Annotated in this window: 26 protein-coding genes; 12 read left to right on the forward strand and 14 right to left on the reverse strand. The window is 62.1% G+C overall.

Translation table 11 applies throughout. From position 1 onward, the window contains the following. Positions 1-18: 18 nt before the first annotated feature. Both AADA15_RS03720 and AADA15_RS03725 read right to left on the reverse strand, forming a co-directional pair. Positions 19-1,482 (reverse strand): cobyric acid synthase, encoded by a 1,464-nt coding sequence (locus AADA15_RS03720; RefSeq protein ID WP_341640203.1) that lies wholly within the window; start codon positions 1,480-1,482, stop codon positions 19-21. Between the two features lie 239 nt (positions 1,483-1,721). Beyond that, complete coding sequence (locus tag AADA15_RS03725; protein WP_341640204.1) at positions 1,722-2,039, reverse strand: DUF6280 family protein; 318 nt, start codon at positions 2,037-2,039, stop codon at positions 1,722-1,724. Positions 2,040-2,256: 217 nt separating this feature from the next. On the opposite strand from AADA15_RS03725, the gene efp reads away from it, so the two are divergent. Further along, positions 2,257-2,820: an elongation factor P gene (gene efp / locus AADA15_RS03730; RefSeq protein WP_341640205.1), complete on the forward strand. Its 564-nt coding sequence runs from the start codon at positions 2,257-2,259 to the stop codon at positions 2,818-2,820. A 59-nt stretch (positions 2,821-2,879) separates the two neighbouring features. On the opposite strand, the gene AADA15_RS03735 is transcribed toward efp, so the two are convergent. Together AADA15_RS03735 and ygfZ are read right to left on the reverse strand one after the other, a co-directional pair. Further along, on the reverse strand, positions 2,880-3,413 hold the full coding sequence (locus AADA15_RS03735; RefSeq protein WP_341640206.1) for a hypothetical protein: 534 nt from the start codon (positions 3,411-3,413) through the stop codon (positions 2,880-2,882). A 140-nt stretch (positions 3,414-3,553) separates the two neighbouring features. Continuing rightward, positions 3,554-4,294 (reverse strand): CAF17-like 4Fe-4S cluster assembly/insertion protein YgfZ, encoded by a 741-nt coding sequence (gene ygfZ / locus AADA15_RS03740; protein ID WP_341640207.1) that lies wholly within the window; start codon positions 4,292-4,294, stop codon positions 3,554-3,556. Positions 4,295-4,408: 114 nt separating this feature from the next. Between ygfZ and AADA15_RS03745 the strand changes: the two genes are divergently transcribed. Then, entirely contained in the window at positions 4,409-5,089 is a 681-nt protein-coding gene (locus AADA15_RS03745; RefSeq protein WP_341640208.1) for a TIGR04283 family arsenosugar biosynthesis glycosyltransferase, read from the forward strand. Positions 5,090-5,092: 3 nt separating this feature from the next. On the opposite strand, the gene AADA15_RS03750 is transcribed toward AADA15_RS03745, so the two are convergent. Then, entirely contained in the window at positions 5,093-6,949 is a 1,857-nt protein-coding gene (locus AADA15_RS03750) for an ABC transporter ATP-binding protein (protein ID WP_341640209.1), read from the reverse strand. Positions 6,950-7,099: 150 nt separating this feature from the next. Between AADA15_RS03750 and AADA15_RS03755 the strand changes: the two genes are divergently transcribed. Further along, the gene (locus AADA15_RS03755; protein WP_341640210.1) at positions 7,100-8,335 is read left to right on the forward strand and encodes a pyridoxal-phosphate-dependent aminotransferase family protein; all 1,236 of its coding nucleotides are present in this window, start codon (positions 7,100-7,102) and stop codon (positions 8,333-8,335) included. Positions 8,336-8,347: 12 nt separating this feature from the next. Here AADA15_RS03755 and AADA15_RS03760 read toward each other — a convergent pair whose 3' ends face one another. Both AADA15_RS03760 and AADA15_RS03765 read right to left on the reverse strand, forming a co-directional pair. After that, on the reverse strand, positions 8,348-8,566 hold the full coding sequence (locus AADA15_RS03760) for a histidinol phosphate aminotransferase (RefSeq protein WP_341640211.1): 219 nt from the start codon (positions 8,564-8,566) through the stop codon (positions 8,348-8,350). Positions 8,567-8,649: 83 nt separating this feature from the next. After that, the gene (locus tag AADA15_RS03765) at positions 8,650-9,759 is read right to left on the reverse strand and encodes a pyridoxal phosphate-dependent aminotransferase (RefSeq protein ID WP_341640212.1); all 1,110 of its coding nucleotides are present in this window, start codon (positions 9,757-9,759) and stop codon (positions 8,650-8,652) included. 103 nt (positions 9,760-9,862) lie between these two features. Between AADA15_RS03765 and AADA15_RS03770 the strand changes: the two genes are divergently transcribed. Both AADA15_RS03770 and AADA15_RS03775 read left to right on the forward strand, forming a co-directional pair. Next, positions 9,863-10,945: an SMP-30/gluconolactonase/LRE family protein gene (locus AADA15_RS03770; RefSeq protein ID WP_341640213.1), complete on the forward strand. Its 1,083-nt coding sequence runs from the start codon at positions 9,863-9,865 to the stop codon at positions 10,943-10,945. Between the two features lie 83 nt (positions 10,946-11,028). Further along, the gene (locus AADA15_RS03775; RefSeq protein WP_341640214.1) at positions 11,029-11,814 is read left to right on the forward strand and encodes a crotonase/enoyl-CoA hydratase family protein; all 786 of its coding nucleotides are present in this window, start codon (positions 11,029-11,031) and stop codon (positions 11,812-11,814) included. Here AADA15_RS03775 and AADA15_RS03780 read toward each other — a convergent pair. Further along, complete coding sequence (locus tag AADA15_RS03780) at positions 11,804-12,763, reverse strand: ornithine cyclodeaminase family protein (RefSeq protein ID WP_341640215.1); 960 nt, start codon at positions 12,761-12,763, stop codon at positions 11,804-11,806. The genes AADA15_RS03775 and AADA15_RS03780 overlap by 11 nt on opposite strands. Continuing rightward, complete coding sequence (locus tag AADA15_RS03785; RefSeq protein WP_341640216.1) at positions 12,760-13,635, reverse strand: PhzF family phenazine biosynthesis protein; 876 nt, start codon at positions 13,633-13,635, stop codon at positions 12,760-12,762. Before AADA15_RS03785 ends, AADA15_RS03780 begins: the two co-directional genes overlap by 4 nt. Positions 13,636-13,667: 32 nt before the next feature. Here AADA15_RS03785 and AADA15_RS03790 point away from each other — a divergent pair, with 32 nt between their 5' ends. Further along, entirely contained in the window at positions 13,668-14,036 is a 369-nt protein-coding gene (locus tag AADA15_RS03790) for an ArsR/SmtB family transcription factor (protein WP_341640217.1), read from the forward strand. A gap of 44 nt (positions 14,037-14,080) precedes the next feature. Next, the gene (locus AADA15_RS03795) at positions 14,081-15,379 is read left to right on the forward strand and encodes a ferredoxin reductase family protein (RefSeq protein ID WP_341640218.1); all 1,299 of its coding nucleotides are present in this window, start codon (positions 14,081-14,083) and stop codon (positions 15,377-15,379) included. 183 nt (positions 15,380-15,562) lie between these two features. Here AADA15_RS03795 and AADA15_RS03800 read toward each other — a convergent pair whose 3' ends face one another. The 4 genes from AADA15_RS03800 to secG all read right to left on the reverse strand — a co-directional run bounded on the left by AADA15_RS03800 (position 15,563) and on the right by secG (position 19,292). Continuing rightward, positions 15,563-15,868 (reverse strand): DUF4389 domain-containing protein, encoded by a 306-nt coding sequence (locus AADA15_RS03800; RefSeq protein ID WP_341640219.1) that lies wholly within the window; start codon positions 15,866-15,868, stop codon positions 15,563-15,565. Between the two features lie 128 nt (positions 15,869-15,996). Continuing rightward, positions 15,997-16,899, reverse strand: a complete 903-nt coding sequence (locus AADA15_RS03805) for a fructose bisphosphate aldolase (protein ID WP_341640220.1) — start codon at positions 16,897-16,899, stop codon at positions 15,997-15,999. Between the two features lie 222 nt (positions 16,900-17,121). Further along, a complete protein-coding gene (gene pyrG / locus AADA15_RS03810) occupies positions 17,122-18,765 on the reverse strand; it encodes a CTP synthase (protein ID WP_341640221.1) in 1,644 nt (547 codons plus the stop codon). Between the two features lie 161 nt (positions 18,766-18,926). Then, the gene (secG, locus tag AADA15_RS03815; RefSeq protein WP_341640222.1) at positions 18,927-19,292 is read right to left on the reverse strand and encodes a preprotein translocase subunit SecG; all 366 of its coding nucleotides are present in this window, start codon (positions 19,290-19,292) and stop codon (positions 18,927-18,929) included. Positions 19,293-19,518: 226 nt separating this feature from the next. Between secG and nthA the strand changes: the two genes are divergently transcribed. From nthA to AADA15_RS03840, 5 genes are all read left to right on the forward strand, one after another. Next, positions 19,519-20,142 carry a nitrile hydratase subunit alpha gene (gene nthA / locus AADA15_RS03820; protein ID WP_341640223.1) on the forward strand — a complete coding sequence of 208 codons (624 nt, stop codon included), beginning with the start codon at positions 19,519-19,521 and terminating at the stop codon, positions 20,140-20,142. Continuing rightward, positions 20,139-20,816 carry a nitrile hydratase subunit beta gene (nthB, locus tag AADA15_RS03825; RefSeq protein ID WP_341640224.1) on the forward strand — a complete coding sequence of 226 codons (678 nt, stop codon included), beginning with the start codon at positions 20,139-20,141 and terminating at the stop codon, positions 20,814-20,816. The genes nthA and nthB overlap by 4 nt, the downstream gene beginning before the upstream one ends. Before the next feature lie 7 nt (positions 20,817-20,823). Continuing rightward, on the forward strand, positions 20,824-21,159 hold the full coding sequence (locus AADA15_RS03830; protein WP_341640225.1) for a nitrile hydratase accessory protein: 336 nt from the start codon (positions 20,824-20,826) through the stop codon (positions 21,157-21,159). 113 nt (positions 21,160-21,272) lie between these two features. Beyond that, positions 21,273-22,586, forward strand: coding sequence for an adenylosuccinate synthase (locus AADA15_RS03835; protein ID WP_341640226.1), 1,314 nt, complete (start codon positions 21,273-21,275; stop codon positions 22,584-22,586). Beyond that, positions 22,586-22,831 carry a DUF2842 domain-containing protein gene (locus AADA15_RS03840; protein ID WP_341640227.1) on the forward strand — a complete coding sequence of 82 codons (246 nt, stop codon included), beginning with the start codon at positions 22,586-22,588 and terminating at the stop codon, positions 22,829-22,831. Before AADA15_RS03835 ends, AADA15_RS03840 begins: the two co-directional genes overlap by 1 nt. 105 nt (positions 22,832-22,936) lie before the next feature. Here the strand turns inward: AADA15_RS03840 and AADA15_RS03845 are convergent, their stop codons facing one another. Beyond that, the gene (locus AADA15_RS03845) at positions 22,937-25,054 is read right to left on the reverse strand and encodes a chemotaxis protein CheA (RefSeq protein ID WP_341640228.1); all 2,118 of its coding nucleotides are present in this window, start codon (positions 25,052-25,054) and stop codon (positions 22,937-22,939) included. Positions 25,055-25,162 lie beyond the last annotated feature (108 nt).

Here is a 25,162-nt window from a genome sequence, read left to right on the forward strand (position 1 = left end):
GCCCTCTGCGCTGTGGCGCTAGTCCGGGCTCTGCACCGTCTGCGACAGGGCCAGAAGGTGATCGAGATCCATGTAGGTTTCCAGATGGGCGGCAAGATCATCCAGCGCCGCATCAACGCCATCCTCATAGGAAGTCCGGCTCTCATGGCCGAGGCCAGCGAGGAAATCGGCGCGGAAGGCATCGGAGCTGAAAAGCCCGTGCAGGTAGGATCCGCGCACACGCCCGTTGGGCGAGGTGGCGCCTTCGGGGCGCCCTTCCACGCTGAGCCAGGCCCGCGCGCAATCCGGCCCCGTGGTGCGGCCCATGTGAATTTCGTAGCCAGAGACGGGCAGGGCGCCGTCAAGGGTCTGCGCCTCGGTCAGGGTGACCCGCTTGTCGCCGACCATTGTGGTGTGCACGTCCAGAAGGCCGAGGCCCTCGACCTTGCCGGGGCGGCCATCAACGCCGTCGGGATCATCGATCGTCTTGCCGAGCATCTGATAGCCGCCGCACAGGCCCAGCACATGACCACCGCGCCGGTGGTGCGCCAGAATGTCGATGTCCCAGCCCTGGGCCCGCAGATAGGTCAGATCCCCGATGGTGGATTTGCTGCCGGGGATGAGGACCAGATCAGCATCACCGGGCAGGGCGCGCCCGGGCGGTACGATTTCGACCGTGACGTCCGGCTCGGCGGCCAGCGGATCGAGGTCATCGAAATTGGCCATACGCTCCAACTGGGGCACCACCACCTTGCAGGCGCCCCCCTCGCGGGAGGCGATATCCATCATGTCCTCTGCGGGCAGTTTCCAGGCCTCCCAGAACCAGGGGATCACCCCCAATGAGGGCCATCCCGTGCGCGCAACGATATCGTCGCGCCCCCCGTCAAAGAGGCTCAGGTCTCCGCGAAACCGGTTCACGGCAAAGCCGACGACGCGCTTAAGATCCTGCGCCTCCAGCACGGCCTTGGTGCCGACGATCTGGGCGATGACCCCGCCGCGATGAATATCCCCCACAAGCACCACGGGCACATTCGCCGCGCAGGCGAATCCCATGTTGGCGATGTCGCCCTTGCGCAGGTTGGTTTCGGCTGGAGAGCCTGCGCCTTCGATCAGCACAAGGTCCGCATCCTGCGCCAGCCGGTAGTAGCTTTCGAGGGCCGCCTCCAGGAGGCCGGACTTGTCCCGCATGAAGGACCCAGCCGCGCGGGTGCCGCGCCGCTTGCCCTGCACGATCACCTGAGCGCCGGTATCCGTTTCAGGCTTCAGCAGCACGGGGTTCATGTCGGTATGCGGTGCACGCAGGGCTGCGCGGGCCTGCAGGGCCTGGGCGCGGCCAATCTCTCCTCCCTCGGGGGTGACGGCGGCGTTGTTGGACATGTTCTGCGGCTTGAAAGGCGCCACCCGCAGCCCGCGCCGGGTAAAGGCGCGCGCCAGTCCCGCCACCAACAGGGATTTCCCGACGTTGCTGCCGGTGCCTTGAATCATGAGTGCCCTTGCGGTCATGCGCTGTGCCCTGCTGTTCGCTCTGCTTTGCGCAGACAGTTGCAATGGGGGCGGGCAGAGGTCAACGGCAATCGCAGGGTTTACCGGATAGGATGGGGGCAGGCCTCAGGGGCGTGCATCGGGCGGTGCACAGGGGGTGTACAGGAGGTGTACGGATGGCACCGGCAGAAAACCGGGTTCCGAAAAAGAAAAACGCGCCCCCCAGGACGCGCTTTTCTATAAGCCAGAGGCAGCGTGTATCAGGCGGCTTCGGCCTGGGCTGCATTGCGGCGTTCGCTTTCTTCGCGCGACAGGGCAACAGAGGTGCGCACACCACGGCCGACGAAATCCATCAGGCCTGCGACCACGCGCTCGTTCGGGTCGATGCCCGCGCAGGAGAGAACCTCACGCCCGTCACGCGACCGCGCCCAGCGGGCGATCTGCTCGGGGCCATTTCCATATTTCTTGTCGTCGGCGATGGCGTCATCCAGCGCTGCCAGAACCACTGCGGCAAAAAGTTTGCGCGCGCGGTTGCCCTGTTCGTTGTTGTAAGCGGTGCCGTCAACGAAATCTCGCATCCCGTTTCCTTTGTTGTTCTTGCTATTGCAATTTCGGCGTGACGCTCCTTATGACGGAACTGTGACGATTCGGGTAGCCCACAAATGCATAGCGTTCATGCAAATTGTGCATAGCTTTCCGACCTTACACACGACATATCGTTGTCTTGCCAGCCTACTCATCGCCAGATATAGGGGCGGTTAAGAGTTCATCAACCACCCGAGAGGGATTTTTCCGATGCCCAAGATCAACGGTAACGAAATCCGCCCTGGCAATGTTCTGGAGCACAATGGCGGTCTTTGGGCCGCTGTGAAGGTCGATCACGTAAAACCTGGAAAGGGCGGCGCCTTTGCTCAGGTCGAGATGCGCAACCTGCGCAACGGCTCCAAGCTGAACGAACGTTTCCGCAGTGCCGACAAGGTCGAACGTGTGCGCCTCGAGCAGAAGGATCAGCAGTTCCTTTATGAGAGCGACGGCATGCTGGTTTTCATGGATGCCGAAACCTACGAACAGATCGAATTGCCTGCCGACCTTCTGGGCGATCGCCGCCCCTTCCTGCAGGACGGCATGACCATCGTTGTCGAGTTCTACGACTCCGAGGCCCTGAACGCGACACTGCCGCAGAAGGTCACCTGCAAGATCGTCGAGACCGAGCCGGTGGTCAAAGGTCAGACGGCGGCCAACTCCTTCAAGCCGGCCATTCTGGACAACGGGGTCAAGGTCATGGTGCCGCCCTTCGTCGGTCAGGACGAGATGATCGTCGTGAACACCGAAACCATGGAATACTCCGAGCGCGCCTGACGCGCGATGGGCTGCAGGCTTTTGAACCCCGTGCGATGGTCGCGCGGGGTTTTTCGTTTTCAGTCGAGCGACAGGCTGAAGCCGCAGCTGTCCATCATCTTGCCGTAAGCGGCTGTGAACCCGGCGAGCGACGCGGTGTAGAGCGTGCGGCCCGCGGTCTGGATCTCCAAGCGGCTGCCACGTTTCATCACCTGCAGCACTGGCAGATTGTCGGCAAGGCTGAGCGCGGCATATGCTTCGAACAGGCCTTCGTCGGTGACCCAGGCCTGCGCTGTCGTGGAGAACACCGTACCGGTGTCGATGACAAAGCGCACAGGTTGCCCGTCCTGCATCAGTGTGGGGTAGTGGCGCGGGGCCCGTTCCATGATGCTGGGGGAAGGATAGAAATCCGGCGGGCCTGCATCACCGTTTGAAACCTCCAGGCTGATGACGGGGGCACCGTCGCCGCCCGTCCGGGCGCTGCAGGTGCGACGCAGGTCTTCGCCGGTGTCGATATCTTCGACCCAGACCCGCCAATCCTTGTACTCCCAATAGTGCTGGGCTGACCCCTGCAAAGGCAGGCAGGCGAGGACAAAAGCGAACAGAGCACGCATCGGCAATCCTTTCGTGGTGCAGTCGCGCAATTGGCGCGTGGTCCGACGGGTCTACCCGGAGCGGGTTAAGGTCTGATTGTCGGATCTGAGCTTAAGGGGCGCGTCCCAAGCCGGTCCAGTGACATAACCGCGCGGGGCGGCTATGCGGGCCAGATGATCTGGGCCTCTCCGGCCTGCAGCGCTTTGCCTTTTGCGCGATCATATCTCAGATAGGCAATCGCTTGCCCATTGTCTTGGGACAACAGCGTGCCGACGCTCTTGCCCTCTGCCGTTATCTCGGTCCCGACCGGAGCATTGCCTTCGACGGACACCACCTGGAGACCTTTGCGCAGTTCCGTCTTGTGTTTCATGCGTGCGGTTACCTCCTGCCCCACATAGCAGCCTTTGCGGAAATCGACGCCATTCAGCGCCTCGAACCCGGCTTCAAGGATGTAGCTGTCGGGGGTCAGCTCGATCCCGCTTTCGGGAATGCAATGGGCGATCCGCAAAGCCTGCCAATTGGTGCCGTCATCGCCACCTTCCGCCCCACATTTGCGCCAGCCCATATCCGGGTGGCGAGGGTCGGCAAAGGCGCCCTCGGGGCGCGGGCCGGTGCCGCGCTGCACATCCAGATCGGTTTTTTCGATCTGCACATCAGCCCGCAGCCGGTACATGGAAAGCCGCTTCAAAAGGCCATCCGCCAGATCTGAGGCCACATCCAATAGGATGTCATCTCCATGCGGAACCAGAAAGAAATCCGCCAGGTACTTGCCCTGCGGCGTCAGAAGCGCCGCATAGACCAGACCGCCCTGATCCAGCTTTCTGACATCATTGGTGACAAGACCTTGCAGAAAATCACGGGTATCCGGGCCGGAGAGGGATAGGATCGTGCGGGCGCTCATGTCTGTTCTCCTTTGGTGCGGCAGGCATGCGATTGGACGTATTCTTGACCGCGCAAGTCATATAGGCCTGCACCTGATATAGGAATGCCTGCCGAGTTGAACAGGAATTTGCCCATGCCCGCTCCGATCAGCGTCGTGATCCCGACATTGAACAGCGCCTGCGAACTGCCGGGGTGCCTCGAATCCTTGATGGAAGGGCTGTCCGCCGGACTGATCCGGGAGCTGATCGTGACCGATGGCGGATCAGACGACCAAACCCGCGCCATCGCCGAAGAAGTCGGTGCGAAGGTGGTGAGCGGCGCGCCCTCGCGCGGGGGGCAGTTGCAAAGGGGATGCCTTGCGGCACGGGGCGAGTGGCTGTTGATCCTGCACGCGGACACCCACCTGTCGCCGGGCTGGAGCGAGGTCGTCGAGGCGCATATGGATGAAGGGCAGGGCAGACCGGCCTATTTCCACCTGGCGTTTCGCGCCACGGGACCGGGGGCTGCCCTGGTTGCCGGATGGGCGAATCTCAGATCGCACCTGTTCCGGCTGCCCTACGGGGATCAGGGCCTGCTGATCCACCGCGCAGCCTACGAGGCTGCGGGAGGATACCCCGACCAGCCGCTGATGGAGGATGTTGCCCTGGTGCGGCGGGTGACGGGGCTTGTGAAGCTTCCGGCCGTGGCCAGAACCTCGGCCGAGCGTTACCTGCGTCAGGGCTGGCTGCGACGTGGTGCAGCCAATCTTTTTACTTTGGCAAGGTACGCCTGCGGAACCAGTCCGGAAACCCTGGCGAAGGCCTATCGGAAGTAGCCCCTAGCCCCAAAGGCGGCTCAGAAGGCGCCGCAGGGCTCCTTTCCGCTCCTGCTCGGTGGCATTCCCTGCGGGAAGCTGGGCTTTTACCCCCTCGCGGTCCACCAGCGTTTTGCCTTCCTTGAACTGCAGCCGGTACAGATCCGCATAGATGCCGCCGCGCTCCAGAAGCTCTTCGTGGGTCCCCTGATCCATCACCTCACCGCGTTCCATCACCACAATCTTGTCGGCATTGCGAATGGTGGACAGGCGGTGCGCGATCACAAGGGTGGTCCGCCCGCCGGACAGGCGGTCGAGTGCCTGCTGCACGACCTTCTCGGATTGCGCATCCAGCGCCGAGGTCGCTTCGTCCAGCAGCAAAATGGGGGTGTCCCGCAACAGCGCGCGGGCGATGACAACCCTCTGGCGCTGTCCGCCCGACAGGGCCGAGCCGCGCGGTCCGACCAATGTCTCCAGCCCATTGGCCAGTTTGGGCAGGAAGTCGGATACATGGGCGGCGTCCAGGACCTCTTTCAGGCGCTCTTCGCTTACGTCGGTGCGGCCCAAAAGGATGTTTTCGCGCAGGGTCTCGTCAAACAGCAGCGCTTCTTGCGAGACCACCGAGTACAGGCCGCGCAGGTCTTCGAAAGCAAGGTCGGACACGGCGGTGCCACCAATGGTGATCTGACCGGATTGCGGATCGACAAGCCGCGTCAGCAGGTTGAAAATCGTCGATTTGCCCGCGCCCGATGCTCCGACCAAGGCGGTGGTCTTGCCCGCTTCGGCCACCAGGGACAGGTCCTTGAGGATCTGCGCCTCTCCGTAGTTCAGGCTGACGTGGTCAAGGCGGACCTCGGGCAGGCCTTTGGGAGCTGCCAGAGGGGCGACAGGGGGCAGCAGCTTGATCGGCGTATCCATCAGCTCCTTGATGCGCTCCATCGAAGCTGCGGCGCTTTGCCAGATCCCGCTGATGGCGGCAAGGCGCCGCATCGGGTCAAAGGCAAGGCCGATGGCGGTGAAGAAGCTCATGAACTCGCCCACGGTCTTTTCGCCGCTGATGATCTCCTGTCCGCCATAGAGAACAACGCCCATGACGCCGAGTCCGGCCATGAAATCGATCATGCCGGTGATTGAGGCGGTGCCGAAAGACGCGCGCACTTCGGAGCGCACGAACTGATCCATATGTGAGCCAAAACGCTCCGTTTGGTAGCGCTCAAGGCTGTTGAGCTTGATCGGAACGATGCCGTGAAAAATCTCGTCCAGGCGCGTTGCCAGTGTCGCACCCAGATCGCGCGCGGCAGCGGCCTTTTTGCGTACATAGCGTTGCAGTGCCGAGATCGGCAGCAACAGCAGCGGCAGGCCGATCAGCATGATGATCGTCCAGCGCCAGTCAACGCTGATGGCGACCCCCAGGACCGCGATCATCTGCGCCATGTCGCGGCCCGCGCCGGTGACCACGGCTTGCCACACCATGCTGATTGCGCCCACATCGCTTTGCACGCGCTGGATCAGGAACCCCGGCGGATGCACCTGGTGGAAGGCCGGATCCTGGCGGATCATCCGGTCCAGCATGTCCTTGCGCATATGCGCCGCAGAGGTTTGCGAGATCTTCGACAGGATCACCTTTTGGCAGACACTGGTGATCCCGCGGACGGAAAAGATGATCAGAAAGGCAAGGCTGACCCAGAACAGCGCGTCCGTGTTCCCGGCCACGAACACCAGATCGAACATCGGCTGCATCATGTAGCTAAGCGCGCCTACCGTGCCGCCTTCGAGCAGCATGAAAATGACGGCGATGCCCAAAAGGCCCATGTAATGGCGCAGATAGCCGCGCCACAGCCAGACAATCAACTCACGCGAGGAGGTGTGTTCTTTCTTCATGCTGGGAGGTTCCGGCTGTAGTGACTGCAGGGTGTTTGCGAACCGGATTCGAATTCCGGAATTGACCTTCCATAACCGAATTGTAGGGTGACAGCAATTTTGAGAGGAGGCCGACGGGCATGCGGCCTCGATTTGCAAGGATACCACGACATGAGCGGCACTGACCTTTCCAAGGGCACTCTGGCTGGGGGGCGACCCTATCTGGCAATTCCCGGACCTTCGGTCATCCCGGATCGCGTGCTTCAGGCGATGCACCGCCCATCCCCCAATATCTACGCAGGTGAGCTGGTCGAAATGACCGCGACCCTGATACCGGATCTGCGCAAAGTGGCGCGCACCGCCCATCACGCTGCGATCTATATCTCGAACGGTCATGGCGCCTGGGAGGCGGCTCTGTCGAACACACTGGCGCCGGGCGACAAGGTGCTGGTGCCGTCTTCGGGGCGCTTTGCCATCGGGTGGTCGGAAATGGCCGAGGGGCTGGGCATAGATGTCGAGGTGATCGACTTTGGCAATCATGCGCCGTGGGATCTGGCGCGCATCGCCGAGCGTCTTCAGGCGGACACGGCCCATCAGATCAAAGCGGTACTGGCTGTGCATGTGGATACCTCAAGTTCCATCCGCAACGATGTGCCGGGGCTTCGCAGCCTGTTGGACGAGGCAGGTCATCCAGCCCTGTTGATGGCGGACTGCATTGCATCCCTGGGCTGTGACCGGTTTGAGATGGACGATTGGGGCGTGGATGTCATGGTCACCGGCAGCCAGAAGGGACTGATGGTCCCGGCAGGCGTGTCATTTGTCTTTTTCAACGACAAGGCGGTAGAGGTGCGGGCCGCCATGCCGCGGGTCAGCCGCTACTGGGATTGGACACCGCGGGCCAATCCGCAGGAGTTCTACCAGTATTTCGGGGGCACCGCGCCGACGCACCATCTGTACGGGCTGCGGGCCTCGCTCGACATGATCCACGAGGAAGGCATTGAGAACGTCTGGGCGCGCCATGAGCGCCTTGCCCGTGCGATCTGGGCCGCCTGCGAGGCCTGGGGCCGGGAGGGGCCGCTGGAGATGAATGTATCCGATCCCTCCCTGCGTTCACACGCGGTGACGGCGTTGCGCCTTGGCGGATCGCGCGCGACCGAGTTGCGCAACTGGCTGGAACAGACCCTGGGTCTGACCCTCGGCATCGGCCTAGGCATGGCGCCGCCGGGTAGCCCCGAGTGGCACGGGTTCTTCCGCCTGGGCCATATGGGGCATCTGAGCGGTCACATGGTTATGGGGATGCTCGGCGGGATAGAGGCGGGTCTCGGCGCGCTCAGGATTCCGCACGGTGCGGGCGCACTGGATGCGGCTGCCGCCGTCATCGCAGGGGCGGGCGAACCTGCAACTTGACCGGTGACAGGATCAGGCGGGGCGTTTGCCCAGCTTGATCTCAAGCCGCGTGATCATGTGGTTGATGAAGAGCGCCAGCAGCAGCACCGGCACCATTCCGTAAAGCACCCAGATGGCAAAGAAGACCCACATCAGGTTGATGCCGATGAAACTCAAGGCAGCCTCCAGCAGGTCGGGGGCTTTCTTCAGTTCCCGGGATGGATCGTTGTCGTAATCCTTGAACTCTCGCATGGCGCAGCTCCTCGGTCGCTAGGGGACCAAGGATAAGGCGCAGCAGTGAATTTCGGGTAAAGCGCCCGGTGAGCCTTTGTGGCTTAGCTTTTGCGCGCGCGCTTCAGGGCGACAGGCAGGGCTCTGGCGAAGGCTTCCAGATCCTCCGGGCGGCCACAGCTGACGCGGATGCAGCGGTTTTGCGGCGCGGCAAAGGGCATGCGCACAAAGACGCCCTGATCCACCAGCCCGTCCAGCACAGCCTTGGCAAAGGTGCCGTCCCGCCCGCAGTCGATGGCGACGAAGTTGGTGGCCGAGGGGAGGGGAACAAGCTCATTTTCCGTTGCGATCTGAGCAATACGCTCCCGTGCTGTCAGAATCTCACCCTGGATATGCGCCAGCCACTCCTGATCAAGCAGGGCCGCCAGGGCGCCCGCTTGCGCTGTGCGATTCATGCCAAAGTGGTTGCGCACCTTGTTGAAGGCGGAGATCAGACCAGCCTCCGCCATCGCATAGCCCACGCGCGCGCCTGCCATGCCATAGGCCTTGGAAAAGGTCCGCATGCGGATGACGCGGGTGTCGCTGATGTCGATCGGTGCGGCGGTGCCTTCGGGGGCGCATTCCACATAGGCCTCGTCCAAAAGCAGCAGGCAGCCCTCTGGCAACCGGTCCAGAGCAGCGACGATATCAGCGCCCTTGTGCCAGCTTCCCATCGGGTTGTCCGGGTTGGCAAGGTAGACGAGCTTCGCATCCACCTCGGCGGCCTTGGCAAAAAGGCTCGCGGGGTCTTCGTGGTCGTCCTTGTAGGGGACTGTATGAAGGGTGCCGCCAAACCCTGCCACGTGGTAGTTGAAGGTCGGATAGGCTCCGAGTGAGGTCACCACGTGATCGCCGGTCGTGATCAGCAGGCGCACCAGGTAGCCCAGAAGGCCGTCGATCCCTTCGCCGACGATGATGTTTTCGGGCGCGACTTCGTGGTGCGCGGCAAGCGCCATGCGCAGATCGTGGCTTTGGGCATCGCCATACTTCCAGATCTCGGCAGCTTCGGCCTGCATGGCGGCAATGGCCTTGGGCGAGGGGCCAAAGACGTTCTCATTGGCGCCAAGGCGCGCGATGAAGGGCGCACCGCGCTCACGCTCCTGCGTCTCGGGGCCGACGAATGGCACGGTGGCGGGCAGGGATTGGGCAAGCGGTGTGTAGCGAGGTGTGGTCATGAGGGCAGATAACGCGAAGCGGCCCCCGCCATCAAGGGGGCAGGTAGGGCTTGCAGGCGGGCCGAGCCATGCGCAGACTGCGCCCATTAAGGGAGTTTCGATCATGCGTATTATTCTGGCAGTGCTGGCGCTGGGGCTGGCCTATCTGTTGTTCTGGCCGGTGCCGGTGGATCCGGTGTCCTATGATCCGCCAAAGGGACCGGGATTCACCGGGGAGTTCGAGGAAAACAATGCATTGCAGGCAGCGCAGAAGGTCGTGTTGCCAAATGGCGCGATCGGCCCCGAGGATCTGGCGGTGATGGCCGACGGCACCGTTTACACCACGGATCTGGCAGGCAACCTCTATCGCATTGATGGTGAGGCTCCGATGCTGATCGAGGCGCTCGGCGGGCGGCCTTTGGGGCTGAAGGCGGGGCCGGATGGTGCGCTCTACATTGCCGACAGTTTCCGTGGCATCCTGCGTTGGAGCGGGCCGGGGACATTGGAAATTCTGGTGAGCGAAATTGATGGCGCGCCTGTGATCTATGCCAACCAGCTGGATGTGGCGCGCGATGGCACGGTCTATTTCTCCAACTCCTCGGACCGGTTCGATCCCGAAACCATGGGCGGCACCAAGCCCACTTCGGTGCTGACCATCTGGGAACAGTCCGATACCGGCTATGTTGCGCGCCGCACGCCGGACGGAACGGTCGAGAAGATCGCGACGGGGTTCGTCTACACCAATGGCGTTGCCCTGTCCCCGGATGAGGATTTCCTGCTGATCAACGAAACGGGCCGCGCGCGGGTGCATCGCCTTTGGCTAAAGGGGCCAGAGGCGGGCAAGCAGGAGCTGTTCCTGGGCAATCTGCCCGGATACCCCGACAACCTTGAGGCGCAGGGCGATGGGACCTTCTGGCTTGCCTTCGCCAGCCCGCGCGTGCCGTCCGAGGTGCTGATGCCCTATCCCTTCCTGCGCAAGGTGCTGTGGCGGCTGGGGTCAAAGGTGCGCCCGGCGCCGATCCACCGCGGCATGGTCATGCAGTTCGACGGAGACGGAAACATCCTGCGCACGCTGCAGGATCCGGCAGGTGGCCTTGGCATCACCACGGGGGCGCGGGTTGTGGGCGATCAGCTTTATGTGATGACGCTCGACAGTGACGGGTTCGCGCGTCTGCCGATCGCCTATATGCCGCCCATCCGGCGCTAGGCCGATCTGCCCCGGCGTTAATCTGGAAAACGGCGTCGTTCCGGGGCAGGCTGCCGCAAAAGGGACATCAGGAGGAGCCGCAGATGGCACGGGTATCCGTCGAATACAAAGACCACATCGCCCATGTGACGCTGACGCGCGCGGACAAGATGAACGCGCTGGACGACGAGATGATCAAGGCGATCATCGCCGCCGCCGAGGAGGTCGCCGCCTCCAAGGCGCGCGCCGTGGTGCTGACCGGCGAGGGCAAGGGCTTTTGCGCGGGGCTTGACCTGATGAGCTTTGCCAAGATGGGGCAGGTCAACCCCGAGGAATGGCTGATGGAACGCAGCCACGGTGACGCCAACGAGGTGCAGGCCGTGGCCATGGCCTGGCGGCAGGTGCCAGTTCCGGTCATTGCTGCGGTAAACGGCGTCTGTTTCGGCGGCGGGCTGCAACTGGCGCTGGGCGCGGATATCCGCATCGCCGCGCCGGATGCGCGGTTTTCGGTGATGGAGATGAAATGGGGCATCGTGCCGGACATGGGCGGTATGGCCTTGCTGCCGCGGCTTGTGCGGTCAGACATTCTGCGTCGACTGACATATACGGCGGAAATCTTCGAAGCACCCCAGGCGCTGGACTGGGGTCTGCTGACCGAAGTGACCGACGATCCCCTTGCGCGGGCGCTGGCCCTCGCGGCCGAGATCGCGGGCAAGAATCCCGAAGCCATCCGTGCGGCCAAACGGCTGATCGATGTGGCCGAAACGGCGGATCAGGCCACCGTGCTGGTGGAAGAAAGCCGCGAGCAGGTGGCCCTGATCGGCAAGCCCAACCAGATGGAGGCTATCGCCGCCCAGATGCAGAAACGCGCGCCTCAGTTCACGGACTGAGGGGGGCTTGAGCCGTTAGCGCGGGCCAGATTGCCTGAACGGCGGTCAGATCCTGCACTCCGAGGCCTGACAGGCAGGCGATGCTGGTGCAACTGGGGTGCGGCGTCATCTCAGTTTCAAGAGCTGTGCCGAGTTCCACCAGATCGCTTGCGCAAATCAGGCCGCTGGCGATGGCCCGGCGGGGCGTTCCGAAGGCCTCACCAGACGAGCGCGCCTCGACAAAGACCTGCGCATCGGCCAGGGCGGCGGGATCGATCTCGCATTTGGTGGCATCGTCCGAGCCGACCGAGGTTACGTGCTGACCGGGGCGCAGCCACGCGGATTGGATCAACGGCTTTTTGGCGCCAGTGGCGACAATGATGACGTCCGCAGCACGGACGGACCGCTCCAGATCCGGTGCTGCTGCGAAACGTGTGGCGGGAAACCGGGGCTTTAGCTCTGAGATCATGCGGAGCACTTTTGAAGTGTCCCGTCCCCATACGCGGACGAGGGACATCGGTGCGACGGTAAGCAGGGCCTCTGTTTGTAGTCTTGCTTGAGTGCCGGTTCCGACGATCACGGCGCTCTGGGCGCTGGAGGGGACAAGAAACTTCGCCACGATCGCCCCGGCAGCGGCTGTGCGGTAGTCCGAAATCAGGTGCTCGTCCTGCAGAATTGCAAGCGGCCGGCAGGTCTGGCTGTCAAAGACGACGATCATGCCGCTGGAGGGCGGCTCTCCCCTGTCCGCCAGAAGCTGTGACCAGCCTGCCGTCTTGACCGTGAAGATTGAGCAACCCGCAAGAACAGCCGACTTGAGGTGGATATCCGAGACACCGGTGGGGTGCATCACCTGAGTGGGGGTCGTTGTTTTGCCTTGCGCAATCGCGTGGAAGGCCTGTTTTGCTGAAGGGATCAGGCTTTTGATATCCAGATGTGGGCGAATGTCCGCAGATGTATAGACCTTGATCATGGGGCGATAAGTTCCCCCGACCCGACAAAGGTGACCTCTCCGGCGACGGTGACATGAGTGATATCCGTGAGATCGCCATGGGGGGTGACTATCAGTTCGCTGGGCCGGTTCATGAAATGCCCCTGATGCAGGGTAAAGCTGCGGTCTGCCGGCACCAGCCCGTGTTTCAGGGCATAGGCGCCGACGACACCTGCGGCGCTGCCGGTGGCGACATCCTCCAGCACTCCGTCGTTGTTCCAATGGCGCCCTTCAAACCGCTTTATATCAAAAAGATAGGCAAACTCCGCGCCGATGGCCTTGAGGCGATCTTCAAGGTCGGAAACTGTGATGCGGGCCTGTTTCAAGCCACCCGTGACTGGAACGACCAGATACTTCAACCCGGTTGAGATGACCTCGAGCGGCAGTTCCGGAAGGTGCGCCGGGTTCAGATTGAAGGCCTCTGCGATCTGTCGACGGGCACTGTCGGGCGCCGCGCCAAGGAAGGCCGGTCGCCCCTGATCCAGCGTGCCAGAATACCGACTGGCGCGGGCCATGGTGGTGACGGTCACGGTGCGATCCCCCTGCAAGGCGAAGTGCCAGACCCTGGTCCCCCGCGCACCGCTGGCCCGATGCAGGCTGCAGGCCGCGCCGATGATCGGATGGCCTGCAAAGGGCAGTTCCTCGAACAGGTCAAAGACGCGGGCATTGATGCGCCCATCCAGCTCTTGCAGGAAGATCGCTTCGAAATGGCGCAGTTCTTGCGTCATCGTCAGCATCTGCGCCGCACTGAGGCCTGTGCTGTCCGGAAAGACCGCAAGACTGTTGCCAGCATAGGGGCGGGATGCGAAGACATCGCAGTGGATGAAGGTATAGGATGGGCGCGGCTGTTGCATGTGTCTATCTGTATAGGTGGATAACTATATAGATGATTGACTATACAAATGCCGGTCTGGTGTCAATCGCCGCACCGCTCAGGGTGCTGGCGAATGAGAATCGCCTTCTGATCCTGCATTGGCTGAGCGATCCAGAGCGCCATTTTCCGCCGCAGGAGGATGGCGATCTGGTAAAGGACGGGGTTTGCGTGGGGTTCATCACCGAAAAGATCGGGTTGCGGCAGCCCACGGTGACAAACCATATGCGCCTTTTGCAGGACGCCGGGTTGGTGAGCAGCAAGAAGATCAAGAATTGGGTTTTCTACAAACTGGTTCCCGCCCGCGCCGATGAGATCCTGCAACAGACTGCGCGCCTGTGGGACGTATCACAGGCGGGCATGACGCCTGATCCCTCGGGTTGAGCAGGATCAAGGACCGTGACAGGAAGACGGGTCAGGAAGACAGTATGAAACCGCTTTTCCTTCTCCTGCTGTACTCTGTTGTCGTGACGCTGCCTCTGGGCCTTTCCTGGGTGTTCGGAGGCCCGCCGCGCGGCTTCTGGGCGGAACTCGGAAGCGGGCTGGGCATGCTGGCTTTCGCCATGATCCTGGCCGAGTTCGTCCTGTCCGGGCGGTTCCGCCGGGTGTCGTCTGGCATTGGCATGGATGTGACCATGCGGTTTCATCAGGTGATGGCCCGCGCGGCGCTGCTGTTCGCCCTTGTGCACCCTTTTCTGTATGGCGGCACCCCTGCGGGCGGAGCGCGGCCCTGGGACCCGAGCCGGGTTCTGACGGTAAGCACTGACTTCACGGCCATGGCGGGGGGCGTTCTTGCCTTTGTTTTGTTGCCTGCCCTGGTGGCGCTGGCGGCCTGTCGCACTCAGCTGGATTACAAATACGAAACCTGGCGGCTGATGCATGGGATTGGTGCAGTGCTGATCGCCGGGGCCTTGCTGCACCATGCATTGAGTGCCGGGAGGTATAGTGCAGAACCAGAATTGGTCTGGATGTGGGCAGGCATGACGGGCCTCGCGGTGGGTTCGCTCCTTTGGGTCTACGCGATTGAACCGGCGCGCGCACGTCCCTGGCAGGTCAAGGAGGTCAGGCGCCTCACGCCGCGCCAGTGGGGCGTAACAGTCGCGCCAAAGGGGCACGGCGGCCTCTCATACAAGGCAGGCCAGTTTGCCTGGCTCAGCATTGGCCATTCGGCCTATTCTTTGCATGAAAACCCGTTTTCCATCAGCTCAGCTCCGGATGGCGGATCCGATGTGTCCTTTGTCATCAAGGAGCTTGGGGATTTCACCAGGGCGCTCGATCAAATCAAGGCTGGGACACGGGCCTATCTCGATGCCCCATATGGCAGTCTGACGGTCGAGGGGCGGGATGAACCGGGGATCGCGCTGATTGCGGGCGGTGTCGGCATTGCGCCGATGCTTAGCATCCTGCGCCACTTGCGCCTGACAGATGATCCGCGCGCGGTTCGAATCCTTTATGGCAACAGAGCCGAAGAACAGATCGTATTTCGCGAGGAGCTGGGGGTAGAGGACACGATTTTTGTTCTCTCGGAGCCGCCCGAAGGGTGGACAGGAGAGACCGGCATGATCGACAGCGCCTTGCTGGATCGTGCGTTCACGCCGGAAGAGGTTCGCAGCTGGCTCTTTGTCCTATGCGGGCCGCCTGCGATGATGGATGCGGTCGAGGATCATCTGATTGCGCGCGGTGCGCCCTCGGACCGTATCCTGTCTGAAAGGTTCGACTATGACTGATCTGATGAAATCCAAGCCGATGCGCCGCCGGGTGTCCCTCGCGATCAAAGGAGTGCTGGTCCTGATCGTCCTGGCGCTGCTGGTCTTCGTACTGCGATAGCCCGGCCGTTTGCCCATGCCGCTGATACCAAGACTGGTCAGTCCTGATGGGACAGTCCAGATCAGTCAGTCAGTCCAGATCAGTCAGTCCAGATCAGTCCAGGGCCAGGGTTTCACATTGCTTGCAGCGGTCTGATATCGCGCGGCCTTGGCCATCCAGATCCCAAGATCGGTGCCAAAATCGGCAATGCGCTCATTCGGCTGCTTGTTGTTGAGGGCCATGACCAGAAACTGCAGCACGGTCACGACACCAAGCACGGTCTGGGCGAACTGGATCATCAACCAGATGATGACCATGTAGACGAGCCGCATCAACAGGCTGTCCGCGCTCTCTGGCTCGAACTGTTCGCCGTGCAAACGGCCATCAATCTTGTGGTCATCCTGTGCCATCATCGGTCCTGTCTGAAATGCGCGTGCCAAAACTCCTGGGTGCAATATAGGCAGGCTTTGGTCCGGAAAAAAGACAAAGGCCGCGCCTGATCGCAGGCGCGGCCCGGAATGATGTCTTGAAAAAAAACTTACAGCGATGCGTTGTAGATCTTTGAGATATTGGCGCCAAGGGCAGCGTTGTAATCCGCATCGCTCATGGCGACATTCAGACCCTCGGTCAGCGCGCGGCTGAAGGAGGCGATCATCTTGGTGTTCTGAGAGAGCTTTGCGCAGGCATCATCGGTGCTGTAGCCGCCCGAAAGAGCGACGACACGGACCACTTCGGGGTGATCCGCCAGATCGTCATAAAGACCGGCTTCGTTCGGGATGGTCAGTTTCAGCGCAACCTTGGTGCCCGCAGGGAGCGCATCCAGTGCGGCATTCAGTTCCGCCTTGAGGATCGCTTCGGCTTTGGCCTTGGTGACCGAGTGGATGTCCACTTCGGGTTCGATGATCGGCACCAGACCGGCGGCCGCGATCTGCCTGCCCACTTCGAACTGCTGCGCCACCACGTTCTTGATGCCGGTGGCGTTGGCGTCCTTGATGACCGAGCGCATCTTGGTACCAAAGATCCCCGCCTCGACTGCGCGAGCAAGAAGCGCGTCCAGATCGGGCATGGGCTTCATCATTTGTGCGCCGTCCTGTTCGTCAGCCAGCCCCTTGTCGACCTTGAGGAAGGGAACAACCCCGCATTTCTCCCACAGGTACTGCGGCACCTGAATGCCGTCGATGGCGTTGTCCATGGTCTTTTCAAACAGGATCGCGCCAAGAATCTTGTCGCTGTTGAAATCCGGTGCGGTGATGATGCGGGCGCGCATTTTCTGGATTTCGCCGAACATTTCGTCGTCATTCGAATAGGCATTTTCCATGACGCCATAAAGCGCGAGCGCTTTCGGAGTGGAGCCACCGGACTGGTCCAGAGCCGCAATAAAGCCTTTGCCGTTTGCGATACGGTCGAACTGTTCCTGTTTGGTAGAAGTCTCTTGCGCCATGGGTCGGAATCTCCGCGAATATCAATTGTACTCTTTAAGACCGTCTATACCGTGCCCGCGATCAGAAACAACTGGCCCTGTATCCGGTTGCGCTAACAGGGACGGGGTTTTCGCCTGTGCTGAAGGCGCATGGCCTGGATCGCAGTCCCAAAGGCAAAACGGCAGACCGTTCGGTCTGCCGTGTGCATGAATTCATTATCCGGAAAATCTGTCAGACCGGGATCAGACCAGGCGCGAGGTTTCCTTGGCCGCGCGCACGAAGTCCTTGAACAGTGGATGCGGCGCAAAGGGTTTGGATTTCAGTTCCGGGTGGAACTGAACGCCGATGAACCAGGGGTGATCACTCCATTCGACGATTTCCGGCAGACGCCCATCGGGGGACATGCCCGAGAACTGCAGACCGCAGGCCTCCAGCTGATCCTTGTATTTGGTGTCCACCTCATAGCGGTGACGGTGGCGTTCCTCGATATGGGTGCTGCCATAGACTTCGGACACCCTGGAGCCTTCTGCAAGTGTGGCGTCATAGGCACCGAGGCGCATGGTGCCGCCCTTGTCGTCACCGACCTTGCGTTCGACCATCTGGTTGCCCTGCACCCATTCCTTCAGGTGATAGACGACGGGCTCGAAACGCTTCTTGCCTGCTTCATGGTCGAATTCCTCGGAACCGGCCTCGGTTATGCCAGCCACGTTGCGTGCGGCTTCGATGACGGCCATCTGCATGCCGAGGCAGATCCCGAGGTACGGCACCTTGTGCTCGCGCGCATATTGCGCCGCCTTGATCTTGCCCTCGGTACCGCGTTCGCCAAAACCGCCGGGCACCAGGATCGCGTGGAAGCCCTGCAGGTGCGGGGCGGCATCCTCGCGGTCAAAGGTTTCAGCATCCACCCATTCGATCTTTACCTTGACCCGGTTGGCCATACCGCCATGGGTCAGCGCCTCGACCACCGATTTGTAGGCATCTTCGAGCTGGATGTACTTGCCTACGATGGCAATCTTGACCTCGCCCTCGGGGTTGTAGATGCGGTCGGCCACATCGTCCCAGCGTTCCAGGTTCGGCTTGGGGGCCGGGGCGATGCCGAAGGCGTCCAGAACCGCCTGGTCCAGCCCTTCCCGGTGATAGGCCAGAGGCGCCTCGTAGATGGATTTCAGATCCTGCGCGGCAATCACGCTGTCGGGGCGCACGTTGCAGAACAGGGCGAGCTTTTCACGCTCCTTCTGCGGGATCGGCCCTTCGGAGCGGCAAACCAGAATGTCGGGCGCCAGACCGATGGACCGCAGTTCCTTGACCGAGTGCTGGGTTGGTTTGGTCTTCAGCTCGCCGCTTGCCTTGATGTAGGGCAGCAGGGTGAGGTGCATGAAGATACACTGGCCGCGCGGCTTGTCCTGGGCAAACTGGCGGATCGCCTCGAAGAAGGGCAGGCCCTCGATGTCGCCCACGGTGCCGCCGATCTCGCAGAGCATGAAGTCGACCTCATCCTCGCCGATGGAGATGAAGTCCTTGATCTCGTTGGTGACGTGCGGAATGACCTGGATGGTCTTGCCGAGGTAGTCGCCGCGGCGCTCCTTTTCCAGCACGTTCATGTAGATGCGGCCCGAGGAGATCGAGTCGGTCTTGCGTGCCGGAACACCGGTGAAGCGTTCATAATGGCCAAGGTCCAGATCGGTTTCCGCACCATCGTCGGTGATGAAGACCTCACCGTGTTCAAAGGGGCTCATAGTGCCCGGATCGACGTTCAGATAGGGATCCAGCTTTCGCAGCCGCACGGAGTATCCGCGCGCCTGCAGCAATGCCCCAAGGGCCGCCGAAGCCAGCCCTTTTCCAAGCGATGAAACAACGCCGCCAGTGATAAAGATAAAACGCGCCATGAGTGTTCGGCTGCCCCCGTGAGAAGTCAGATTTCAGCTGCCCGGCGGCTTTTGAAAACCGCAGCACCACGGGACTTTACGTATAAAGGATTCGGCCAAAAGGCGCAAGGGAACCGCAAGATGCTGTTACGGTCCCTTTGGTGTATTCTAGGTGTAGTCTTTTAGTCGGCGCTGGGCACCAAGGGCGCGTTGTCACCTTCTGCCGGTGGCAAAAGATCGCTGCCAAGGGGCGCAGCCGGTGTCAGATCTCCGGTTTCACCGCTTGCCGGGGCCGTAATCCGATCGGCGACGGACGAACCTGCCGATTTCTGCGCGGCCAGCACCGTCAGGGTGACCGAGGTGATGATAAAGGCAACGGCCAGAACCCAGGTTACTTTGCTGAGCGCGGTTGCTGCAGCCCGGCCGGTCATGGCGCCGCCGCCACCGCCGCCCATGCCAAGACCACCGCCCTCGGAGCGTTGCAGCAGCACGACGGCAATCAGGCCCAGAGCCAGAAGAAGATGGATGATCAGTACAACGTTTTCCATGGGTCCCTGCGGCGGTTGGCTCGGTATCGGGCGGTAAATAGGCAAGAAACCCGGCAGGGGCAAGGGTGGAGTTGGTGGGGGCGCGTACACGGGTACGGAACGTGGCGAAAAACGCTCCGCAGTTCTAACGATGAAGGCGCAAAAGGGTCAGGAATTTCTGCGTATTGCGGGGATTGACGGATTTTGAGGCTGGACAGCGGCGCGGCAGCAGGGGCAGGGTCAGCATATGCCACATGACCATTCCGACCATCCGCATGCTTTGCTGCCTCCTGATCCTGCTCTGCGGGTCAAGGCGCTTGAGACGATTCTGACCCGCAAGGGGCTGATCGACCCTGCGGCACTCGATGAAATCATCGACACCTATCAGAACAGGATCGGCCCGCAGAATGGCGCGCGCGTGGTTGCCCGCGCCTGGAACGATCCAGCCTTCAAGGCGGCCCTTCTGGCGGATGCTGATCCCGTCTTGGCCGAGCTTGGCTATTACGGGCGGCAGGGTGAGCATATGGTCGTCGTCGAGAACACGCCGACGCAGCACAACATGGTCGTCTGTACCCTGTGTAGCTGTTATCCATGGCCTTTGCTTGGGATCCCGCCTGGCTGGTACAAATCCGATGCGTACCGCGCCCGCGCAGTGCGCGAGCCACGCGCGGTTCTGGCCGATTTTGGCGTGACGCTGCCCGAAGGCACCCGTGTGCGGGTCTGGGATTCGACGGCTGAGGTGCGCTATCTGGTGCTGCCGATGCGCCCTCAAGGCACCGAAGGACTCAGCGAGGATGAACTGTCCGAGCTGGTCACCCGCGACAGTATGGTGGGCACAGGTCTGCCAAAAACGCCAGAGAGTACGTCATGAGTCGCGTTCATGACATGGGCGGGCGATTCGGAGATGGCCCGGTGCGCCCCGATGCCCCGCATGCGCCCGTCTTTGCCGCCGAATGGCACGCGCGCGCCCTGGCGGTGACCCTGGCCTGCGGGGCCCTCGGACAGTGGAATATCGACACCTCACGGCACGCGCGCGAAAAGCTCTCGCCGCTGGATTACACCCGTTTCAGTTACTACGAGATCTGGCTCGCCGCTCTTGCCGATCTTCTGGTCCAAAAGGGTGTGCTGAGCGAGGACGATCTGGCCGGGCAGGGTTCGGACACACCGCATTCCCTTGCATCAAGACGCCTGACGGGCGATGCGGTGGCCGCTGTTCTTGCCAAGGGCGGTCCGGCGAACCGGGACGGCGGGCCCGCGCCGGTGTTTGCCGAAGGGCAGATCGTGCGCACCCGCCATCCGGGCGGAAACAGGCTGGTGAATGGCGGTCATACCCGCCTTCCAGCCTATGCAACCGGAGCAGAGGGGCGGATCCTGCGCCTGCATGGGACACACGTTCTGCCGGACAGCGCCGCGCATGGGTTGGGGGAGGCGCCAGAGCCGCTTTATGCAGTTGTCTTTGCGGCAGGAGATCTGTGGAGCCATCCCGAAAACCCGGAAGATGAAGTGGTGCTGGACCTGTGGCAAAGCTATCTGCAGCCGGTCTGAGCAGATCATGAGCGATTGCATCCCCCATAACGCTCCCGAACCGGCCTTTGAGCAGCCCTGGCATGCCCAGGCCTTTGCTCTGACCGTGCATCTGAATGAAAGCGGACGTTTCACCTGGGGGCAATGGGTCGATCGTTTCTCGTCCACCTTGGCCCGGCATGGGCTGTCCAAGGACTTGAACGGCGGCGATGACTATTTCACCGCCTGGATCGAAACGCTTGAGGCGATTCTGGCAGAGGATGGCACGGCCCGACCGGAAGAGGTCGAGAGCACGCGGATGGGATGGGAAAAAGCCTATCTGGAAACCCCGCATGGCGCTCCGGTGCGGCTGGCGGAGGGATAAGCACAAATAAACCTGCGTTCAGCTGCCGCCTGCGGCGAATTTGCGGTTTTCCTGTCCTTGCTGCGCGGCTATACCGGCTCGGGTTTGAACGAGACAGCTATGAAGGACCTGATATGGCCAATGTCGTCGTAGTCGGCGCCCAATGGGGTGACGAGGGAAAAGGCAAGATCGTGGACTGGCTGAGCGAGCGTGCGGATGTGATCGCGCGCTTTCAGGGTGGTCACAACGCCGGCCACACGCTGGTGATCGACAGCAAGGTCTACAAGCTGCACGCGCTGCCTTCTGGCGTTGTGCGCGGCGGCAAACTGTCCGTGATCGGCAACGGTGTGGTTCTGGATCCCTGGCATCTGGTCAAGGAGATCGAGACGGTCCGCGCCCAGGGCGTCGATATCACGCCCGAGACCCTGATGATCGCCGAGAACACGCCGCTGATTCTGCCGCTGCACGGCGAGCTGGACCGCGCCCGCGAAGAGGCCGCCAGCAAGGGCACCAAGATCGGCACCACCGGTCGCGGCATCGGCCCGGCCTACGAGGACAAGGTTGGTCGCCGCGCCATCCGCGTGGCGGACCTGGCGGATGACGCCACGCTTGAGGCACGCGTGGACCGTGCCCTTCAGCACCACAATCCGCTGCGCAAGGGCCTTGGCGTCGAAGCCATCGACCGCGATGCGCTGATCGCGCAGCTGAAAGAGATCGCGCCCCAGATCCTGCCCTATGCGGCACCGGTCTGGAAGGTGATGAACGAGAAACGCAAGGCGGGCAAACGCATCCTGTTCGAAGGGGCGCAGGGCGCGCTTCTGGACATCGACTTTGGCACCTATCCCTTCGTGACCTCCTCGAATGTGATCGCAGGCCAGGCGGCCACCGGTGTGGGCATCGGTCCCAACTCGATCGACTATGTTCTGGGCATCGTCAAAGCCTACACCACCCGCGTTGGCGAAGGTCCGTTCCCGACCGAGCTTCTGGGACCCGACGGCGAACCCGATGAGGACGGCGCACGTCTGGGTGAACGCGGTCATGAGTTCGGAACCACGACGGGCCGCAAGCGTCGGTGCGGCTGGTTTGACGCCTGCCTGGTGCGCCAGACCTGTGCGACCTCCGGCATCAACGGCATATCGCTGACCAAGCTTGACGTTCTGGACGGGTTCGAGACCCTCAAGATCTGCGTCGGCTACGATCTGGACGGTGAGCATCTGGACTACCTGCCGACGGCGGCGGACCAGCAGGCGCGTTGCACGCCGATCTACGAGGAAATGCCGGGCTGGTCCGAGTCGACCGAAGGCGCGCGAAGCTGGAACGACCTTCCGGCCAACGCCATCAAATACGTCAAACGGGTGGAAGAACTGATCCAGTGTCCGGTCGCGCTTTTGTCCACCAGCCCGGAGCGGGACGACACCATCCTGGTGACCGACCCGTTTGCAGACTGATGGCAGATAAACCGGGCCTCAGTTACAAGGCGCGTCGCCGGTGGTCGCTGGCGCTGCTGTTGGTGGGCATGCCGCTCTACATCGTGCTGGCGGTCACAATCCTCAACTGGATGGACCGCCCGCCGCTGTGGCTTGAGCTTGTGGTCTATATCACTCTGGGAATCCTGTGGGTGCTGCCATTCAAATTCGTGTTCCGAGGCGTCGGTCAGGCCGACCCGGATGCGGATCAGTCCCTGGACGATTAGGGTAGGAAAACCGCGGCGCGCCTGCGCGTGCCGATCATCCGAAACACCAAAAAGGCGGACCATGTGGCCCGCCTTTTTTTGATGGCTATCCGGGTTGGGAGCAGCTTATCCCGCCGCGCGTTTGGCTGGTTGAAAGCCGATGTCCTCGGTCGCGACAAAGCGTCCGTTTTCAGACCGCTCGATCTTGCCTTCGCGCAGAAGCTGCCCAAAGGAGCGCAGCCCGTCTTCACGCTTAAAGTCTGCCGTTCCGGACTGGCGTACCGCGTTCAACAGCTGCGGGCGGGAGAAATGGTCGCGCCCTTCCACAAAGCTCATGTAAGCGGCAGCCGCTTCCAGAAGATCCGGCAGATCAACGGCGCCGCAGTCCTGGGCGTAGGCCGCAAAGCCGCCTTCTGCGTTTGATTTTGCGTCTCCGCCATCGTCCAGCACCGAGATGCGGCGCGGGCGGATTGCCTGCTTTTCGGTCGTGGCAGAGGGTTCCTGATCCGGGTCAATGCGCTGTTCTGCCACCAGCTTGAGAGGCGCGGGGCGCGGGCCTGGCCTGGATTTGCGCAGAGGCTGCACACCGCCAGCGGCAAGGCGCCGTGGCTTGACCACATTGGCCAGGTCTTCGCGATAGGCCCCTTCGCTGTCTGCGGTTCCGGCGGTCCCCCCTGAAACGGGATCCGCCTTTGCGGCGGCCACTGCCGCGCGCAGGTGGTTGTAGGTTTCCCTGGAAGACGTCGTTTCGGGAGCGCCAAGCTTGGCGTCTGCCGCTTCCATCAACCGGGAGACATCGCTTTCCGCCACATTCGGAGCCTGCCGCGTGGAGGCTTTGGGTTCAGATTCTTGATCCTGCGCTGCGGCGGGAACGTCCTCGTCGGCTTTTTCGTCCTGCGCATCGTCCTCGGAGGCCGCAAGCAACTCGGCTTCCACGGCTGCCAGCTCGCGCATCAGGTCTTCTTCGTCCTCATCGGACAGAGAGCTTTCGATGCCCGGGCTGGGTTTGGTGTCTTCCTCTGCAACTGCGGGGCGCGGCGCCGCGGGGGCGGGCTTCAGGGCACCGTCAGAAACAGCCTCTTCCAGTTCGGCGCGCTTGACCTTGATCACGCGGGCGCGCGGACGGCGGGGTGCGGGCGCAGCCGGGCTTGCCTCGGCAGGGTCGGCCTCAGCCGTTTCCAGGGCTGCGCTGTCCTCGGAACCTGTGTTCAAGTCTTCGTCTTGGTCTTGGTCTTCGTCGGCAGAGGCTGCAGGTGCATTTTGATCGGTTTCGCCGTTCTCGCTGCCGAGTTGGGACAGAACGCGGCTGATTTCATCACTCTCTTCGTCCGACACGTCCTCTGTGGAAGGCGCTTCGCCAACGGCGTCGAGGCTGTTGTCATCGGGCGCAGCCGTGCCCAATACGTCGGACATGTCGGCAGAGGCTTCGGGCAGAATGTCTTCCGCGTGCTCGTCCTCAGAGTAATCCTCCTCCGAGGTTTTGGAGACAACGGCCCTGATGCGGCGCAGTTTTGCGGAGATGCTTTCTGCGGAGGCAGCCGAGCGATCTTCGCTTCTGTTCACGGCGGCGACCTGGTCGTCATCGAAGGCACCTTCGGCTGAGAGGCTGGCCCCTTCCTCGTCTTCTTCTGGCTCGGATTGGGTTTGAGCGGCGGATTGCGCGGCATTGGCGGCGACCGCTGCGGAGATCGCGGCAATCTTGTCGGCATCCGGTTCCGGGGCGTCGCACATCGCCGCAGAAGCCTCCGGCGCCTCGGGGGGCAGAGCTGTTTCTGCACTCTGCCCTGTCTCGGGGGCCGCCAGCTGGTCGTGATCGGTTTCGTTGACCGTTCCGGCATCCTGCCCGGCTGTGGCTTCTGTCGGCGCATCATCGGACGCGGCCTTCGGGGCGGCGGCTGTTTGGTGCTGTGATGTCGAGACTTCTTGGCCAGAGAGATCGGCGGGTGCCGATTTCCGGGATGGTGCAGGCGTCAGTGCGGGCGCAGGGGTTTCGGCGGCGCGCAGGTGGATGCCGGCATCGCTCGTGCGTGCCTCTACCTGGCGGGCAATTTCGCGTTGCGCGATCCGGGCCAGCATGTCGGCATCGGGCTGCGGGGGCTCGGCGCCAAAATAGCGGTCATCTGAGGCAAGGTCGCGAAAATACTCGGCGATTGCCTTCATCGTGCCAAAGGAATCTTCGAACCCTTCAAGCGTGCAGGAGAATGTCCCGTAGGAAACGGTCAAAACTTTGTTATTTTGTACCATAGGGCAGCTCGTCCTCACCAACGTCTTCGCTGTTCACACTATGGAGCAGCAACGACAAATTCTGCGCGAATCCGTGCAATTGATCGTATCATTTTGTGTTTAGATTGT

It is taken from the genome of Phycobacter sedimenti (assembly GCF_038148855.1).
Taxonomy (GTDB): Bacteria; Pseudomonadota; Alphaproteobacteria; order Rhodobacterales; family Rhodobacteraceae; genus Phycobacter; species Phycobacter sedimenti.